Source organism: Bifidobacterium pullorum subsp. saeculare, from assembly GCF_016899725.1.
Classification (GTDB): Bacteria; Actinomycetota; Actinomycetes; order Actinomycetales; family Bifidobacteriaceae; genus Bifidobacterium; species Bifidobacterium pullorum_C.
On sequence record NZ_JACLYU010000017.1, the window covers coordinates 1 to 17,895 of the forward strand.

At 66.8% G+C, this 17,895-nt stretch carries 12 protein-coding genes, 3 tRNA genes and 2 pseudogenes; 9 read left to right on the forward strand and 8 right to left on the reverse strand.

From position 1 onward, the window contains the following. Positions 1–606 (forward strand): DDE-type integrase/transposase/recombinase (locus H7U32_RS07655; RefSeq protein ID WP_204469490.1); only part of this gene is annotated, 606 nt, incomplete at its 5' end. 129 nt (positions 607–735) lie between these two features. After that, positions 736–809 (forward strand) — tRNA-Gly (locus tag H7U32_RS07660). 367 nt (positions 810–1,176) lie between these two features. Here H7U32_RS07660 and H7U32_RS07665 read toward each other — a convergent pair. The 3 genes and pseudogenes from H7U32_RS07665 to H7U32_RS11055 form a co-directional block, all read right to left on the reverse strand. Next, positions 1,177–1,464, reverse strand: a complete 288-nt coding sequence (locus H7U32_RS07665; RefSeq protein WP_204469491.1) for an addiction module antidote protein — start codon at positions 1,462–1,464, stop codon at positions 1,177–1,179. Between the two features lie 157 nt (positions 1,465–1,621). Beyond that, positions 1,622–1,771 (reverse strand): annotated as a pseudogene (locus tag H7U32_RS10835) (type II toxin-antitoxin system RelE/ParE family toxin); the annotation flags it as partial. 362 nt (positions 1,772–2,133) lie between these two features. Then, positions 2,134–2,436 (reverse strand): annotated as a pseudogene (locus H7U32_RS11055) (hypothetical protein); the annotation flags it as partial. 308 nt (positions 2,437–2,744) lie between these two features. Here H7U32_RS11055 and H7U32_RS07680 point away from each other — a divergent pair. The 5 genes from H7U32_RS07680 to H7U32_RS07700 all read left to right on the forward strand — a co-directional run bounded on the left by H7U32_RS07680 (position 2,745) and on the right by H7U32_RS07700 (position 10,093). Continuing rightward, complete coding sequence (locus tag H7U32_RS07680; protein ID WP_204469507.1) at positions 2,745–3,464, forward strand: hypothetical protein; 720 nt, start codon at positions 2,745–2,747, stop codon at positions 3,462–3,464. 142 nt (positions 3,465–3,606) lie between these two features. Further along, the gene (gene rpsO, locus H7U32_RS07685) at positions 3,607–3,876 is read left to right on the forward strand and encodes a 30S ribosomal protein S15 (protein WP_204469492.1); all 270 of its coding nucleotides are present in this window, start codon (positions 3,607–3,609) and stop codon (positions 3,874–3,876) included. A 321-nt stretch (positions 3,877–4,197) separates the two neighbouring features. After that, positions 4,198–6,912: a polyribonucleotide nucleotidyltransferase gene (locus H7U32_RS07690; protein WP_204469508.1), complete on the forward strand. Its 2,715-nt coding sequence runs from the start codon at positions 4,198–4,200 to the stop codon at positions 6,910–6,912. Positions 6,913–7,351: 439 nt separating this feature from the next. Continuing rightward, positions 7,352–9,229 (forward strand): InlB B-repeat-containing protein, encoded by a 1,878-nt coding sequence (locus H7U32_RS07695; protein ID WP_204469493.1) that lies wholly within the window; start codon positions 7,352–7,354, stop codon positions 9,227–9,229. A 330-nt stretch (positions 9,230–9,559) separates the two neighbouring features. Continuing rightward, a complete protein-coding gene (locus H7U32_RS07700) occupies positions 9,560–10,093 on the forward strand; it encodes a GtrA family protein (RefSeq protein WP_204469509.1) in 534 nt (177 codons plus the stop codon). Between the two features lie 272 nt (positions 10,094–10,365). Here the strand turns inward: H7U32_RS07700 and H7U32_RS07705 are convergent, their stop codons facing one another. Further along, positions 10,366–11,814, reverse strand: coding sequence for an MFS transporter (locus tag H7U32_RS07705; protein ID WP_204469494.1), 1,449 nt, complete (start codon positions 11,812–11,814; stop codon positions 10,366–10,368). Between the two features lie 331 nt (positions 11,815–12,145). On the opposite strand from H7U32_RS07705, the gene H7U32_RS07710 reads away from it, so the two are divergent. Then, positions 12,146–12,805, forward strand: a complete 660-nt coding sequence (locus tag H7U32_RS07710; protein WP_204469495.1) for a histidine phosphatase family protein — start codon at positions 12,146–12,148, stop codon at positions 12,803–12,805. Positions 12,806–12,860: 55 nt separating this feature from the next. Beyond that, the gene (locus H7U32_RS07715; RefSeq protein ID WP_204469496.1) at positions 12,861–13,844 is read left to right on the forward strand and encodes a hypothetical protein; all 984 of its coding nucleotides are present in this window, start codon (positions 12,861–12,863) and stop codon (positions 13,842–13,844) included. Between the two features lie 191 nt (positions 13,845–14,035). Here H7U32_RS07715 and H7U32_RS10975 read toward each other — a convergent pair whose 3' ends face one another. The 4 genes from H7U32_RS10975 to gltX form a co-directional block, all read right to left on the reverse strand. After that, positions 14,036–15,382, reverse strand: coding sequence for a DUF805 domain-containing protein (locus H7U32_RS10975; protein WP_204469497.1), 1,347 nt, complete (start codon positions 15,380–15,382; stop codon positions 14,036–14,038). A 548-nt stretch (positions 15,383–15,930) separates the two neighbouring features. Further along, positions 15,931–16,005: transfer RNA gene (locus tag H7U32_RS07725), tRNA-Gln, on the reverse strand. Positions 16,006–16,041: 36 nt separating this feature from the next. Beyond that, positions 16,042–16,114: transfer RNA gene (locus H7U32_RS07730), tRNA-Glu, on the reverse strand. 188 nt (positions 16,115–16,302) lie between these two features. Further along, positions 16,303–17,841: a glutamate--tRNA ligase gene (gene gltX / locus H7U32_RS07735; RefSeq protein WP_204469498.1), complete on the reverse strand. Its 1,539-nt coding sequence runs from the start codon at positions 17,839–17,841 to the stop codon at positions 16,303–16,305. Between the last annotated feature and the right edge of the window lie 54 nt (positions 17,842–17,895).

Sequence of the window (17,895 nt, forward strand, 5' to 3'; positions counted from 1 at the left end):
GAGGGGCCGCGGCCCGTGTGCCTGAAGAGGCCCAGGCGGTGGAGCTCCCACAGGGGGGAGCCGTCCGAGGCGCCCGCCGACCTCGTGGAGCGCGACTTCCACGCCGGGGCGCCGAACCGGCTGTGGCTGACGGACGCCGCCCGGTCCGCCATGGACGGCCACAAGCGCCGGCCGTCCCCGGTCATCGACCGCTTCGACGGCATGGTCGTCTCCTGGAGGCTGTCGCGCAGCCCGGACGCGGCCATGGCCGACGGCATGCCGCTCGACGCCATCGCCACGCTCGCGCCCGGCGAGACACCGACGGTCCGCTCGGACCGGGGCTGTCGCTACCGGTGGCCCGGATGGATCCGCATCCGCGGGGAGCACGGGCTGGTCCGGTCCATGAGCGCCAAGGGCCGCGGCCCCGACAACGCCGCCGCCGAGGGATTCCTCGGCAGGCCCAGGAACGGATTCCTCCACTGCCGCGACTGGAAGGACGTGACCTACGACGAGTTCCACGGGCGGCTCGCCGCCTACCTGACCCACTACAATGAGACACGCACCAAGAAATCTCCGGGCCGGCAGAGCCCCGTGCAATACCGCAGAAGCCTTGGACTGGCCGCATGACCATCCAAAAAACATCCACACCCCCACCACTACACAATTCGCGCTCAAAAAACGTGAAGCACGTCGGCGAGCGCGCCGTGTTCAGGGACTGTGTATAATGGCTCGAGTCGTTTCGCAAGAGGCGGCGCTGCGGGCGTAGCTCAATGGTAGAGCCTCAGTCTTCCAAACTGATTACGCGGGTTCGATTCCCGTCGCCCGCTCCACTCGAAAGGCCGCGAAATCCAAGAAATCCCAAGGGATCGCGGCCTTTTCTCTTGTCACATACGGCGCCATCCGTCGTGCAAGATTTCCGCCAACGTGCGCTAGTTTCCGCCCAAAAATGATTGACCTGATGGCAGATGGGAGGTGCTGAACAAGGAGCGGGACATGCTGGGTGATGCGTGGGCGCAGGAGGCGCACGACGATCCAGCATGACGCATACATGCGTATATACGCTTATAAAAGCATATATTGGTGTATACATATCCCTCGCCCGAACGGTCAAGCGCAAAACCGCCCCGGCGCTCGCAGAAGACACCGGGGCGGTCTCTCATTGGTTGTGGCGGAATGTCGTGACGTTCCCGTCTCTGTTCAGGCGGCCGATGGCTCGATGACGATGCGGCCGCCGATGGCCTTGACGACCTTGGCGATGGTGCGGAACGACGGATTGCCGTCCCTGCCGAGGCTCTTGTACAGACTTTCCCGACCGACTCCGGCTTCCTTGGCGATCTGGCCCATGCCGCGGGCCTTGGCCACGTCCCCGATTGCTGCCTGAAGCAGCGCGGGGTCGTCAAGCTCGGCGGCGGCGTTGATGTAGGCGATGGCGTCCTGCTCGTCCTCGAGGTATTCGCTGGCGTCCCATACGCTTGTCGTTACCATTGCTTGTCCTCCTTGAGTTCGGCCAGCATGCGCCTGGCCCTGTCGATGTCCTTGGACTGTGTGCGCTTGTCGCCGCCCGCGAGCAACAGCATGACCACGTCTTCCTTCTCTGCGCGAAGTAGACGCGGTAGCCGGGGCCGAAGTGGAGTCGCAGTTCGCTGACCCCGTCACCGACGGTGTTGATGTCGCCCACAGGTCTTCCGGCCGTCTGGCACAGACGGATACGCGCGTTGATCCGCGCCTTGGCCTGCCGGTCCCGCAGGTCGCGGAACCAGGCGTCGTATTCGTCGGTCTTGCGTATCTCCATGACCACTATTGTATCCTATGGGATACAATAGGGCAAGTTGAAAGAGCACGACAAAACCGCCCTGGCGCTCGCAGAAGACACCGGGGCGATTCCATATTCAGCCAGCCGGAACTCCCGATGCCGTCAGCGCATCGACACCACGGCACGGGAATCCTCGACGACCTGCCGCGTCATGCCCAGATCCTCGGCGATGCACCACACGTCACCGTCATGCATGCCCTCAGCCACCGCATACTCGACCGGCGACACCAGGAACAGCGCCGTCTCGCGCCGAGCTCTCCGCTCAGCTTTCCCCCATCGGGGAAGCACCCCGCATCTCCATGCCGCCAGTGCATCAGTTCGTGAACCAGCGTGCACCTCTTCTGATCGGAGGTCAGACGCCTGTCGATGAGAATCAATCCGGCCGCATCGTCGTAGACTCCCATGAGACCATCGGGAAGCAATGCGCTCGCCACTGTGACCCCGCACCCTTGCAAGGTCCTGCGCATCGCCCCATATGCCATGCCCCGGTCGATAAGGACGCCAGGAGCAATCGTGTCAGGCCGGCTCGTCGTACGCCTCCTGCGTCCATGCATCCCCCCAGCATCCCGTTCCTTGTTCGGATTGTGCCCCCGCACCGATGGGCAAGCTCGCGCACCTATATATGACATCGCTATATATGGCATCGCCCGGCTTCAGATCCGCTGACGTGACGGCGGGGTAACGTAAGACAACATATCGCGGCTGCATCGGCTGCGGTCTGGTAGACCGGACGACGCACCGTCAGGGTCGGCCGGGCGGGCAGCAACCAGCTCAGCCGACGACCGGCCAGGGGCGACCGCCGGCCGCGCAGCGCAGGGCGGCAGCCACAACCAACCCACCGAACGAGGGGAGAGCGATGACGGATACAGGGAACCGCGAACCGGGCGTCGCCCCGCTGTCTTCCGACGTCGTCACCCCGCCACCTTCGGCCGAGGGGCCGGCGGCGGAAGCGATGGGACGCGACGCGGCGAACCAAGCCGCCGACCCCGCGCCCGTCGCCGAGCCCACAGAGGCGAACGAGGCGACGGAACTGGTCGACGGGCGTCCCCGCGTGGTCGAGGTATCCAAGCATCCGGTCGCGTCGATCCCGGAGACCGAGCTGTCGCTGGCGGACATCGAGCGCAACCGCTCCCGCCCGGCGCAGTGGGTGGCTGTCATCGTCGCCGCGCTGGTCGCGATCATCGCCCCCTACTGGGCGGGGCGCGTGATGGCCGTGCGCCACACGGCACAGGTGGTCGAGCATCTCGACCTGCTCACCCCGCAGGGCGGCGCGTTCATCGGCTGGACCGTCACGATGGCGGCGATCGCCGGTCTGTTCCTCGCGCTCGTGGACGCGAAGCGCTGGATATGGCGCGTGCTATTCATCCTCGCGCTCGCCGCCGAGCAGTTCGTCGCCGGCGTGAGTCTGCTCAAGCTCGACTTCTGGTACTCCACCTATGTGGTGTACGGCGACTCGGCAGCGGTGGCCAACGCGGCGAACCTCGGCATCATCGGCGCCGGCCTGGGCGTGGCCGTGTTCGCGGTCATCTGGGTGGGCCTGCTCGTCGTCATCAAGACCAGCTCCCCGCTCAACGTGCTCACCCGCAGCTGGGTCTCCTTCGTCCTGTTCTTCGCGATCGAGGCCGTCTCCCTGCTGGTGGTGCTGTTCGGCGGCCTGCTCACTGCGATCTGAGCGGCGGGCGCCGCCCCCGAGCCCGCCCCACCGCCGGTCCGCCCCCCGAAGTATCATCGCCATTTGGCGTGATTCCGCCCGCGGATAGAGAGCGCCTAGGCACCGTGCCCGGGCACCGCGCAACGACCACAAGGAGGATGCCGTGGCACTGACGGCTGAAGAGAAGAGCAAGATCATCGCCGAGTTCGCGACCCACGAGGGTGACACCGGTTCCCCGGAGGTCCAGGTCGCGCTCCTGTCCAAGCGGATCTCGGACCTGACCGAGCATCTGAAGATGCACAAGCATGATCATCACTCCCGCCGTGGCATGCAGATGATGATCGGCGACCGTCGTTCCCTGCTGGACTACCTGAAGAAGAACGACATCGAGCGCTACCGTGCGCTCATCGAGAAGCTGGGTCTGCGCCGATAACAGACTTCCGCCCGGGTACCGACGAATCGGTGCTCGGGCGTTTTGCATGACTGGCATGACTGGACGGTGAAGAGGAACGGCGGCCAAGGGGCCGCCAAGCCAAGGCACGCACGCAGCACACGAGGCATGTGAAGAACCAAGGCCCGCTGAAGAGGGCGATCCCGGCAGGCGGCCGGGAGGGCGGGCGGCGCATCGGCGCCGCCCGCCCGAACACCACGCAAGCCACAACAACAGAACACAACAGAACACCGCAGCAAGCAGTACGCAAGCAGCAAGCAACAACCACTAACAACACAACACAATGAAGGAGGAACCCTGATGATGGAGGGTCCCGAAATCAAGGCCGTCGAAGCCGTCATCGACAACGGCTCGTTTGGCAAGCGCACGCTGCGCTTGGAAACCGGCCGTCTGGCCCAGCAGGCCGACGGCGCCGTCGCCGCCTATCTGGACGACGACACCATGGTGCTGAGCACCACCACCGCCGGCAGCAGCCCGAAGGAGAACTACGACTTCTTCCCGCTGACCGTGGACGTCGAGGAGAAGATGTTCGCCGCCGGCCGCATCCCCGGCTCGTTCTTCCGCCGCGAGGGCCGCCCGAGCTCCGAGGCCATCCTGGCCTGCCGCATCATCGACCGCCCGCTGCGCCCGCTGTTCCCGCACACGCTGCGCAACGAGGTGCAGGTCGTGGAGACCGTGCTGTCCGTCAACCCGGAGGACGCCTACGACGTGGTCGCGCTCAACGCCGCGTCCGCCTCGACGATGATCTCCGGCCTGCCGTTCGAAGGCCCGGTCTCCGGCGTGCGCCTGGCGCTCGTCGACGGCCAGTGGATCGCCTTCCCGACCTGGAGCCAGCGCGAGCGCGCCGTGTTCGAGATCGTGGTGGCCGGCCGCGTGATCGAGAACGGTGACGTCGCCATCGCCATGATCGAGGCCGGCGCCGGCAAGAACGCCTGGTCGCTCATCTACGACGAGGGCCAGACCAAGCCGGACGAGGAGGTCGTGGCCGGTGGCCTCGAGGCCGCCAAGCCGTTCATCAAGGTCATCTGCGAGGCCCAGGCCGAGCTCAAGCGCATCGCCGCCAAGGAGACCAAGGACTTCCAGCTCTTCCCGGAGTACACCGACGAGCTGTACGCCCGCATCGACGAGATCGCCCACCACGACCTCGACGAGGCCCTGACCATCGCGGAAAAGCTGCCGCGCCAGGACCGCATCGCCGAGATCAAGGCCCACGTCAAGGACACCCTCGCCTCCGAGTTCACCGACATGGACGACGCGGAGAAGGAGAAGGAGATCGGCAACGCCTTCAAGGAGCTGCAGCGCCAGATCGTGCGCCGCCGCATCCTGACGGAGGACTACCGCATCGACGGCCGCGGCCTGCGCGACATCCGCACGCTGTCCGCCGAGGTGGACGTCGTGCCGCGCGTGCACGGCTCCGCCCTGTTCCAGCGCGGCGAGACCCAGATCCTGGGCGTCACCACGCTCAACATGCTCAAGATGGAGCAGCAGCTTGACTCGCTCTCCGGCCCGCAGTCCAAGCGTTACATGCACAACTACGAGATGCCGCCGTTCTCCACCGGCGAGACCGGCCGCATGGGCTCCCCGAAGCGCCGCGAGATCGGCCACGGCGCCCTCGCCGAGCGCGCCCTCGTGCCGGTGCTGCCCAGCCGCGAGGAGTTCCCCTACGCGATCCGCCAGGTCTCCGAGGCCCTGGGCTCCAACGGCTCCACCTCGATGGGTTCCGTGTGCGCCTCCACGCTGAGCCTGCTTTCCGCCGGCGTGCCGCTCAAGGCCCCGGTCGCGGGCATCGCGATGGGTCTGGTGACCGGCGAGGTGGACGGCAACCCCGTCTACAAGACCCTCACCGACATCCTGGGCGCCGAGGATGCCTTCGGCGACATGGACTTCAAGGTGGCCGGCACCTCCGAGTTCATCACCGCCCTGCAGCTCGACACCAAGCTCGACGGCATCCCCGCCGACATCCTGGCCGCCGCCCTGCAGCAGGCCAAGGAGGCCCGCGCCACGATCCTCGAGGTCATCAACGAGTGCATCGACGGCCCCGCCGAGATGAGCGAGACCGCGCCGCGCATCATCACCACCACCGTGCCCGTCGAGAAGATCGGCGAGGTCATCGGCCCCAAGGGCAAGATGATCAACCAGATCCAGGAGGACACCGGCGCCGAGATCACCATCGAGGACGACGGCACCGTCTACATCGCCTCCGAGGGCGGCGAGGCCGCGGCGAAGGCGAAGGAGATCATCGACCAGATCGCCAACCCGCACGTGCCCGAGGCTGGCGAGACCTACAACGGCAAGGTGGTCAAGACCACGAGCTTCGGCGCGTTCGTCAACCTGACCCCCGGCACCGACGGCCTGCTGCACATCTCCCAGATCCGCAACCTCGCCGACGGCGAGCGCATCGACTCGGTGGAGGACGTGCTCAAGGAGGGCGACACCGTCGAGGTCGTCGTCCAGGGCGTGGACGACCGCGGCAAGATTTCGCTGGCGATCCCCGGCTTCGAGGACCAGGAGGCCGGTCGCGGTCCGCGCGCGCCGCGCGACGACCGCCGCGGCCCGCGCCGCGAGCGCTTCGAGCGCGACGACCGCCGTGGCCCGCGCGACGAGCGCGACTATGACGACCGTCCGCGCCGCCGTCCGGCGCCGCGTGACGAGCGTGACGACGACCGCGATTACGAGGATCGTCCGCGCCGCCGTCGCCCGGCCCCGCGTGACGAACGCGACTATGACGACCGTCCGCGCCGCCGTCCGGCGCCGCGTGACGAGCGTGACGACGACCGCGACTATGACGATCGTCCGCGCCGCCGCCGCCCGGCCCCGCGCGACGACGACCGCGACTACGAGGATCGTCCGCGCCGCCGCCACGCCGACCATGACGACCGTCCGCGCCGCCGCCATGACGACCGCAACCCGCGCTACGCCACCGACGACAACTACGACGACTACCGCTCCGAGCGCGAGGAGCGCTCCGAGCGCCCGCGCCGCCGCGTGCGCCGCGACTTCGATCCCTTCGAGGACTGACGTCGTCGAACTGACCGGTCCGGGCGACTGATTCCCAGACCGACCCGACCGCAGCAGCCCTGCCGCCGCTCCTTCGCGGAGCGCCGGCAGGGCTGCTGTCGTATGTGGTTCTGTATGCCGCCGCCGTCCCGGTGATTGAGCCAGCGAGCGCTGGAAGCGGCGATTGTTCCGGGGGAGGGTCTACACTAAAGGCTGAATAGGTCAAGGTTCTTGAGGAGGGACTTTGACTCTTCCAAGGTCGGTTAGCGAAGGTACTGCGCCAAGGAGAAAGGAATAGTAATTTAGGAAAGGCATACATATGCTCTCCGTAAAGAAAGCGATTGCAGGAGTTGCTGCGGCTGCGGCACTTTTTGCGGTCATGCCTGTGAATGCTGCGATGGCCGCGACAACAGACAGTTCCGCTCCCGCTGCCACGGCGCAGGCGAATGAAATCTGCAACGTGACATTCTATGATGTGAACAGCAAGCCGATTCAGGGCGTTGGCTGGCAGTGCGGAACGAATTTCGGAACCTACGCGGATTATGCGGCCAGCCTTGGCTGGAACAAGGCTCCCGAAGGCAAGGAGTTCGTCGGCTGGCAGATCTCCGGTGGCACGGGCACGCTGAGCGACAGCGAGAAGGTCGTTGGCAACTGGGCCGTGTACCCGGTCTACCAGGATGCCAAGCCTGCCCCGCAGGAGAATAGCACGGTGACGTTCTACGGCACCGGCAATAAGGTGCTTGGCTCTGTTGCATGGGCGAAGGGCACCGAATTCAGCGCTTATGCCGATTTCGCGAAAAAGAATGGCTGGGACAAGGCTCCCGAAGGCAAGGAGTTCGTTGGCTGGCAGATCTCCGGTGGTCAGGGCACGCTGAGCGACAGCGAAAAGGTGACCGCTGACTGGGCCGTGTATGCGGTCTATCAGGATGCCAAGCCTGCTCCGCAGGGCGTGTACACCGTGACCTTCCATCTTTCGGACGCCAAGGACGATGTTCAGCAGGTCTCTTGGTACAAGGCCGATAAGAAGACCTTCAAGGATTTCGCGGCCAATGCCACGCACAAGGACATCGAAGGCAAGACCTTCGTGGGCTGGGGCTTCGCTTCTGAGAAGGGCCTTGTTCCGGTGGACGTGGACGATGTGGTGACCGGCGATTGGCACGTGTACCCGATGTACGAGGACGTTGCTCCGCAGGGCGTGTACACCGTGTACTTCCACCGCTCGAAGGACGACGTTCAGGGCGTCTCCTTCCTGAAGGCCGATAAGAAGACCTTTGCCGCTTTTGCGGCGGGTATCACGGCTCCTGCTCCTGAGAGCAAGGTGTTCGCCGGCTGGGCCTTCGCCTCCGCTCAGGGCGACGTCGCGGTGAACCCGGATGACGTGGTGACTGGCGACTGGCACGTGTACCCGATGTTCAAGGATGCCGAACCTGACCCTGCAGGTAAGAATGTGGTCTCCTTCTATGACGCGAACAACAAGCTGATCCAGACCGTCGGCTGCTACAAGAAGGACAAGGTCAAGTTCTCCCAGTACGCGCTGGGCATCGAGGCTCCCCAGATCGAGGGCAAGGTGTTCGCCGGCTGGGCCTTCGCCTCCGCTCAGGGCGACGTCAAGGTCAACCCGGACGACGTGGTGACCGGCGACTGGGCCGTGTACGCGACCTACAAGGATGCCGAGCCTGCTCCTGCAGGTATGAACGTGGTCTCCTTCTATGACGCGAACAACAAGCTGATCCAGACCGTCGGCTACTACAAGAAGGACAAGGTCAAGTTCTCCCAGTACGCGCTGGGCATCGAGGCTCCCCAGATCGAGGGCAAGGTGTTCGCCGGCTGGGCCTTCGCCTCCGCTCAGGGCGACGTCAAGGTCAACCCGGACGACGTGGTGACCGGCGACTGGGCCGTGTACGCGACCTACAAGGATGCTCCGGTGGCGAGCGAGGAATACTCGATCAAGTTCTATGACGCCGATGGCAACCTGATCCTCGATAAGGTCGTCAAGAAGAGCGACAACCTGACCTGGGCTCAGGCTCTTCAGAGCGTTACCGTTCCGGACGTCAAGGGCAAGGTCTTCGTCGGCTGGGCATTCAAGTCGACCGGCGAGCTGGTGGACACGAACGCTCTGGTCGATGGCGATGCTGAGCTGGTGGCGACCTACAAGGACGCCACTCCGGAGCAGCAGGAGCAGACCAAGCCTGCTGGCGATCAGAAGGCTGGCGAGACCAAGAAGACCACCAAGCCGGTGCTCGGCAAGACCGGCGCCGCCGTCGCTGGTGTGGGCGTGTTCGCGCTCGTCCTCGCCATTGGCGCTGGTGTGCTCTTCACCATCCGCAAGCGCGCCTGAGTGATGAGGCTTGGCCGGGGCTAACCCTGGTACTCCTCACATGGCAGATGACTGGCGGAGGCCACCTTCGTAACGACCCCCGCCACGATGCCTGACCTCGGCGGCTTCCGGCCAAGACCCCGGTTCCCTGTTTGTGCAAAGGGATCCGGGGTTCCTTTATTAGTACCGCGCAGCACTGCGCATACTCTGCCAGACTGCTGGCAGTTGTGTGGGAACGGCGGGAATGATGGAGAAATGGCGGGGAACGGCGGGGGAACGGCGCCACGACGCCCGTGCGGTCGGACTGCGCGTGTTAAATGGGGTGACGTGAAGAAACTCATCGCCCAACTCATGAAGTTCGGTATCGTGGGCGTCGTCGCGTTCGCTATCGACTATGGCCTGATGAACATCCTGCTGATGTTCCACCTGCATAACATCCTGGCCAGCACTGTCTCGTTCATCGTCTCGCTGATCTTCAACTACACGGCGAGCATGCGCTTCGTGTTCAAGCACCGGCCCGACATGGCGCGGTGGATGGAGATTCTCATCTTCGTGACCTCCTCGGTGATCGGCCTGTTCATGAACGAGCTCATCATCTACATCTCCACGCTCGGCATGAACCATGACGCGATGATCACCCAGCACACCGAATACATGATCCGCACGAACGTGGGCAAGCTCGTGGCCACCGCCATCGTGATGGTGTGGAACTTCGTGATCCGCAAGTGGCTGCTGGACGACACGCACACCAATGCGATGAACCGCCTCAAGCGCGCGGACAACCGCCTCACGCCCGAACAACTGGAGGCCAAGTGGGAGCGGAGCTTCTCGCACCGGCTCGGCCTGTGGTCGCTGGCGCACACGCCCAAAGGCTGGCCCAAGTAACCCTCCCAGTACCCCACGGTGCGGTGGTACCCCCACCATGCGGTGGAGTCCCCACGATGCGGTAGGCCACCGCATGGTGGGCGGTGGCCTACCGGCATGAAAAAGCCCGCAATCGTTGGAATTGCGGGCTTTTTCGTATGTCATCGCGGCAGGCGGCTCCAAGGGGCGCCACCGCATCGTGGGGCCAGCACCGCATCGTGGGCACTGCCGCCGCCACCGCACGCGCCGTGCGGTGGCGGCGCGCGGCGACGGCGCCCACGCCGCGGCGGCGCTCACACGTGCACTTCGGTGAGCGTCGGTTCTTCGGTGGAGGCCTTGATCTGCTTGAAGCCGACGAACGCGATCACCAGCGAGCTCAGCGCGAGCACCGTCACCACCACGAAGCCGCCGTGCGAGCCGAAGCGGTCGATGAACTGGCCGGCGATGGCCGAGCCGCAGGAGGAGCCGATCGAGTTCATCGCGCCCATCCACGCCACGCCCTCGGTGAAGCGCGAGGGCGGCACCAGATGCAGCATGAGCTGGTTGCCGTTGATCCACGTGGGTGACTGGCACACGCCGATGAGCAGGTAGATGAGCATGATCACCCACAGGTGCTTGGCGAACATGAACGAGCCGATGCCCAGGTTCACCACCGCCAGGCAGAAGTAGAAGCGCTTCCACAGCGGGATCTGCCAGTTCTTCGCGCCGTACACCAGCGCGCCGATCAGCGAGCTGAACGAGAAGCACGCGAACACGAAGCCGGTGTACTGCTTCATATCCTGCTCGGTGGCGAACGCGATGATCGAGATCGAGGTGGCCGACTGGAACGCGCCCAGCGAGAACCATGTCACGCACACTGCAATGAGACCTGGCCCCCAGATCGACTCCTTCGGCTTCGTGGCCTGCTCGGCCATCGCCGTGGCGATCGCCGCCTGGATCTGCTCCGGCGAGGAGCCCTTCGCCTGCTCGCGCCGGCGCACCTCCTCGGCCAGCGTCTCCGCCTTGAGCGCCGCGGCCTTCACCGCCTCGTGCTCGCGGTACTCCTTGCGCGTCATGCCGGCGCGCTTGGCCAGCACGGTCTGGCTGGGCGGCTCGGTCGAAAGCTCCGTCAGGAACATGAGCGCGCCCACCACCACGCACAGGCCGGTGAAGCTCATCGCCAGTAGGCCGGAGATCACCGCCAGCGTGGAGGCCAGCGGGTTGCCGACCACCCACATGCATTCGTCGAACACGCCCGAAAGACTCAGGGCCCGGTTCGTCCGCTCGCCGTCGCCCTTGAGCAGCGTGGTCCAGCGCGAACGGCTCATCGCGCCCCACGGCGGGATGGCCGCCAGGAACGGCACCAGGCAGAACAGCACCCATTCCGGTGCTCGGTTGGTGATGGCCGTGGTGATCGCCACCGCCGCCACGATCCACACGATGATCGTGGGGATCGAGACCTGCCGCTGGCCGAACTTGTCGACCAGCTTGCCCAGCAGCGGGCTCGCCACCGCCAGGCAGATCGCCTGCACGGCCGTCAGCGCGCCGGCCAGCGAATAGTTGCCGTAGTAATGCTGCACCGAGATGGTGATGGTCATGCCCACCATCGGGAAGGGCATGCACGCGATGACCGAGCCGATCGCGTACCGCGCGGTGTGCGGGATGCGCAGCAGCTCCGCGTACCCGCCGAACAGCTTGCGGCCGAGGTCGACGATGGCGCCACCTCCCCGACCTCCCCGGTTCCGGGACTGGTTCTTGGACATAGGACGAGCCACTCTCCTTTCCGCTCCCGATTGGATGTCCCCCACCCCACTGAACCGTTCCGGCCGCGTTGGCGGAGCCCTCATCGTAACTGATGTTCGTCCTGTTGGTCGCGCAAAGGATGCGTCGACGCCCCGGCCGGAGCACCCCGCCTGCCGCGCGCACGTTTGCGTCGCGGCCACTCTACTCGCGTCGGACCCCCGACACGCGGTAGATTGTGGGGTGGAACGCCGGCCCGCGCCGCACCGCCCGCCGGCCCCGCGCCGTGCCCGCGCCGCCGTCCGCGCCGCGCGCCCGCCCGGCCCATGTCCGCCCGCGAAAGGGGAGCCCCCGATGACCGTCACCACCATCGATTTCGTCCGCCATGGCAAGGTGGAGAACCCGGACCACCTGCTCTACGAGCGGCTGCCCGGCTTCCACCTGTCCGAACGTGGCCTGCGCATGGCGCAGGCCACCGGCCGCTTCATCGCGGCCGACCCCGCGATGAGCCGCGCCGCCGCCGTCTACTCCTCGCCGCTGGAACGCACCCGCGAAACCGCCGGCGCCATCCTCGACGCCCTCAACCCGGTGCGCGAGGCACGCGGCGAGCAGCCCCTCGAACTCATCACCGACCCCCGCATCATCGAGGCGGCCAACGAGTTCCGCGGCACGCGCATCGGCCACGGGGAGGGCGCCCTGTGGCGCAACGGCAACTGGCGCCTGGTCACCAACCTGTACAAGCCCAGCTGGGGCGAGTCCTACCAGTCCGTCGCGGCGCGAGTCAAGGACTTCGCCGACGAGAAGGTGCGGCAGTGGGCAGGCCGGCGCATCATCGTCGTCAGCCACGAGTCTCCCATCTGGTCCTACCGCCACCTGCTGGAAACCGGCCACCCCGAGCATTGGATGTTCCTGCGGCACGTGGCCCTCGCCTCCGTCACCTCGATCACCTACGACTCCGACACCGGCCGTGTGATGTCCATCACATACGCCGATCCGGCCGCCTCGGTCGAGTGAGCGGCCCCGCCGGCCGCCTAGAATAGCCGGTGGAACCACTATGCAAAGGAGCGCGATGACCTTCGAACCCAATCCCACCATCACCGCCCGCGTCGCCGCCCTGCCGGCCGTGCGCCAGGCCGCGCTCGCCGGCGCGCGGCTGGTCGCGCTGTGGCCGCTGACGGACGCGACCCGCATGGACAACGACGAGAAATACGCCGAGGACCTCCAGGTGCGCCTCACCCGCGCCTTCGCCCAGGTGATGACCGGGCAGGAGGTGACGATGCCCGACGCCGAGTTCGTGTACGAGGGCGCCGAAACGATCCCCGGCCGTCCGCAGGCGATCGTCGACGCGCTGCTCGCCGCCAACGACGCCTACGATGCGATAGCCGACTTCTCCGACACCGGCGAGGCCGGGCTGGTCGAGGACGCCGCCCGCACGCTCGGCGTGAGCTGGGGGAGCGCCACCGAGGCCGCTGTGCGGGAGGTGCTCGCCGCCGTGGCGCATATGACGCCCGAGGAGGCCGACACCGACGGTGGCGCGACCGCAGCCGCCGACGCGGCCCCGGCCCCGGCCGCCGGTGACGCGGCCGACGCCGAGCCCACCGAGGGCAACGTCGAGGCGCTCGCCGCCCGCTTCGCCACCGCGCTCGTCGTGTGCGACGCGTTGCTCGCCGCCTCCGCCGACAAGGCCCGCGCCACCGGCGAGGCCGGCGACGCCGCCGCGCGCGCCGCGCTGCCGGTGGTGCTCATGGTCAACGAGCTGCGCGAACGCATCGCCGTGCCGCGGCTGTTCCTGTCCGCCGACGACCTGCGTGCGCTGATGGCGCGCCGCGTCGAGGCCGGCGACGACGCGGCCGCGCGCCTGGACGCCACCGTGGCGCTGGTGGCGCCGTTGGCCGAGGCCGAGTGGACCAAGCACCGCGACGCCGTGCTCTGGGACCCCGAGGAGGCCAAGCGGCGCGCCAAGGAGGAGGACGAGGCCAAGAGCAAGGCCGCGTTGGCGGCCAAGTTCGCGCACGTCAAGGACGACCCCAGCAAGCCGCACGTCGAGCTGTGACGCGCGCTGGGGCGGCGTCTGGGGCGTGAGCTGGGGCGGCTGCCTCGCGCGTGGCCGTAGCGGCCGGGCAGTGGTCCGGCGGTGACTCGGCGCGGTCGTGACCATCGCACTGATATAAGGAAGCCCGGAACCTGGGGGTTCCGGGCTTCGTCATCGGCGCGGGCTCCGTCGGGGACGGCGGCCGCGCGCCGTCAGAGGCTGGTCTGCCGCTGCGACTGCTGCGGCGGTTGCGGCTGCGGCTGTTCCGGTTGCTGCGGCTGCTGCGGCGGTTGCTGCGCTTGTGGCTGCGGTTGCGGCGCGTCGAAGCGGGCGCCCTCCGGCTTGGTGCGGCCGGTCATGAGCACGAGGCCGGAGATGAGGTACACCAGTTCCAGCACGAACACCAGCATCGCCGGCGCCATCAGCGACGGCAGCATGTTGAGAATCTGTTCCGCCTGGGCTTCGTTGCCGGTTGCCATGACGTGCATCATGGAGGAGAGCACCGGCATCGTGCGCATGGTCCAGATGAAGCTGATGATCTCGCCGACCACGTAGGGGACGGCCGGCAGCAGCACCCACCATCCCGACTTGTTCGTGTCATGCAGACGGCGCACCGCCACCGCCAGATACGGCACCAGCGTGGCCAGCGTCCATATGCCGCTGACAACGATCTGGGCGGTGAACGGCAGGAAGCCGGTGATCATGCTGAGCACGATGCCCGCCAGCACGAAGAACAGGATGATCCACCAGAACTCGCCGCGGGAGGCGCGGCCGGAGAAGGTGGCGTATTTGAGGAAGAAACGCTGGACGGCCGGGATGAAGCCGATGCCGTACCACGGCTGGTCCAGCGGCGGCTCGCCCGCGGTGAACGGCTGCTGGTAGCCCGGGCCATAGCCTTGGCCGTAGCCGTAGGCGCCCATGCCCTGCGGCAGCGGCTGGCCGGGCTGGGCGTAGGGTGCGCTGTATGCGGGCTGTGGGCCGGTCTGCTGGGCCGGCTGGGCGTACGGTGCGCCCGGCTGTGCCTGGCCATAGGGTGCGGCATATGTGGGCTGTGGGCCGGTCTGCTGGGCGGACTCATCGGATTGGCCGGGCTGGGCGTAGGGATCGCCGTATGACGCCTGCTGGCCGGGCTGGGCGTAGGGATCGCCGTATGACGCCTGCTGGGCCGGCTGGACGTACGGTGCGCCCGGCTGCGCCTGCGGCGCGGTGTACGTGGGTTGCGTGGCGTACGGATTGCCCTGCGGGGCGGCGTACGGTGTCTGCGGCGCCGACTGGGGCTGCGGGGCGTACGGTGCGCCCGGCTGTGCCTGAGCGGAAGGCGCGCTGTACGTGGGCAGCGGACCGGCACCCGGCGTCTGCGGTGCGTAGGCGCCGTACTCCGGCGCCGGCGTATACGACTGGTAGGGCGCGGCGGCGGGGGCATCGCCCGCAGCCTGGCCGTCACCGGAACCGGTGGACGACGCGGCCGACGTGGGCGCGGCGGCGGACGGCGCCCCGGCCGGCTGCTGCGCCGATGCCGGGCCGTCGGGATATTCGAAGGGATTGTTCGGGTCGGTCATCGTTCCCCTTTCCTGGACAGTGCGATGCATGACTCCATCTTCATTCAAGCAGAAAATGAGGGGGAATCGCGCGGCGGCATCCACCGGAAACGGGCGGCGCCGTGCGGCGCCTGCGCGACGAACCGTACTCTTGTGGGCGCTTAGCGTACGGTTTGCCGCATGGGCTTCGTCGGAGTGTGGCGAACCGTACTCTTAGCTACCGTCACAGTACGGTTTGTCGCATGCGTGCGGTGTCTGTGCGGCGAACCGTACTCTTACGCGCCGTCAGCGTACGGTTTGTCGCATGCGCACGGTGTCCTTGCGGCGAACCGTACTCTTAGCTGCTGTCACAGTACGTTTTGCCGCAGTCTCGAGGTCTCTGTGCGGCGAAGCGTACTCTTGCGCGCCGTCAGAGTACGGTTTGCCGCATGGGCTTCGTCGGAGTGTGGCGAACCGTACTCTTAGCTGCCGTCAGAGTACGTTTTGCCGCAGTCTTGCATACTTTTGCGGCGGCTCATCGGAGAAGTGTGCGGATAACAAAAAACCCTCGCATTCCTGCGAGGGCTCATTGGCTGGGGTGCCTGGACTCGAACCAAGAATGGCTGAACCAGAATCAGCTGTGTTGCCAATTACACCACACCCCAATGTGGCGGGAAATCTTCCGAAGAAGGCTTCCGTCGTACCCCCAACCGGATTTGAACCGGTGTTGGCGCCGTGAGAGGGCGTAGTCCTGGACCGCTAGACGATGGGGGCATATTCAGTTGTCACTGGCTGCGAGGCCTGTGTGCCGCGCAACGAGTGATTACTATACGGCTCTTGCCGGGCGCGCGCAACTTACGGCGTGTCTCCTTGATTTCCAAGGGTTTGTGCCGGCGGAACCGCGTCCGTCCGCCGCCAGGCATCGGTGGCGGACGGACGGAGGAACGGACGGACGGAACCCGTCACAGGTGCTCGCGCAAGCCGCGCAGGCGGGCCAGCGTGAGGTCCTTGCCCAGGATCTCCATCGACTCGAACAGCGGCGGGGAGACGCGGCGGCCGGAGACGGCCACGCGCACCGGGCCGAAGGCGAGGCGCGGCTTGTAGCCGGCCTCGTCGATCAGCGCATGGTTCAGCGTCTCGTGCAGCGGCTCGGCGGCCCACGCGTCGGCGGAACCGTCCACGGCATCGAGCGCGGCGATCGCCTTGTCGAGCACGTCGGCGGCGGAGTCCTTGAGCGTCTTGCGGGCGTCGTCGGCGGGCTCGATGTACCCCTCGCGCGACAGCAGCGAGCCGACCATGCCGGCCACCTCGCCCAGCAGGCGCACGCGCGGCTGGACCAGCGGCGCGGCGGCCGTGAGGATCTCGCGCTCGCGGTCGGTCAGGGCGTCCCAGGAATCGGCGGACACCACGCCGTCCTTGAACAGGTACGGCACGGAGCGGCGCAGGAAGTCCTCCGGCTCCAGCATGCGGATATGCTCGGCGTTGATCGAGATCGCCTTGTCCAGGTCGAAGCGAGCCGGGTTGGCCTTGACGTCGCGCACGTCGAACTTCGCGATCATCTCGTCCATTGTGAACACGTCGCGGTCGGGGGCGATCGACCATCCCAGCAGCGCCAGGTAATTGAGCAGGCCCTCGCGGATGAAGCCGGCGTCGCGGTGGTTGAACAGGTTGGACTCCGGGTCGCGCTTGGAGAGCTTCTTGTTGCCCTGGCCCATCACATACGGCATGTGGCCGAACACCGGCATCTCCTTGGCGATGCCCAGCTCCATGAGGTAGCGGTACAGCACGATCTGGCGCGGGGTGGAGCTGAGCAGGTCCTCGCCGCGCAGCACGACGTTGACCTCCATCATCGCGTCGTCCACCGGGTTGGTCAGCGTGTACAGCGGGTCGCCGTTCGGACGCACGATCACGTAATCCGGCACGGAACCGGCCTTGAACTCGATGCGGCCGCGGATCAGGTCGTCGAAGGCGATGTCCTCGTCGGGCATGCGGATGCGCAGCGCGGGCTGGCGGCCCTCGGCGCGGAAGGCGGCCTTCTGCTCCTCCGTCAGGTCGCGGTCGTAACCGTCGTAGCCGAAGGCCTCCGGGCGGCCGGCGGCCAGATTGCGCTCCTTGATCTCCTCCGGCGTGGAGAAGGACTCGTAGGCGTAGCCGGCCTCGAGCAGCTTGGCGGCCACGTCCTTGTAGATGGCGGTGCGCTGCGACTGGCGGTACGGGCCGTGCGGGCCGCCCACGTCGATGCCCTCGTCCCAGTCGATGCCCAGCCAGCGCAGGGATTCGAGGATCTGCTGGTAGCTTTCCTCGGAGTCGCGCACGGCGTCGGTGTCCTCGATGCGGAAGATGAGCTTGCCGCCGGTGGCGCGGGCCTCCGCCCAGTTGAACAGGGCGGTGCGAATCATGCCGACATGCGGCGTGCCGGTGGGGGAGGGGCAGAAGCGCACGCGGACGTTCTCCGGCAGTGCGGGCTTGGTGTCGGACTTGGTGTTCTCGGAATCACTCATAGCGCCTTATTCTGCCGCGCCAACGGGACGTGCCGGGGGCGGTCGGCGGAAGCG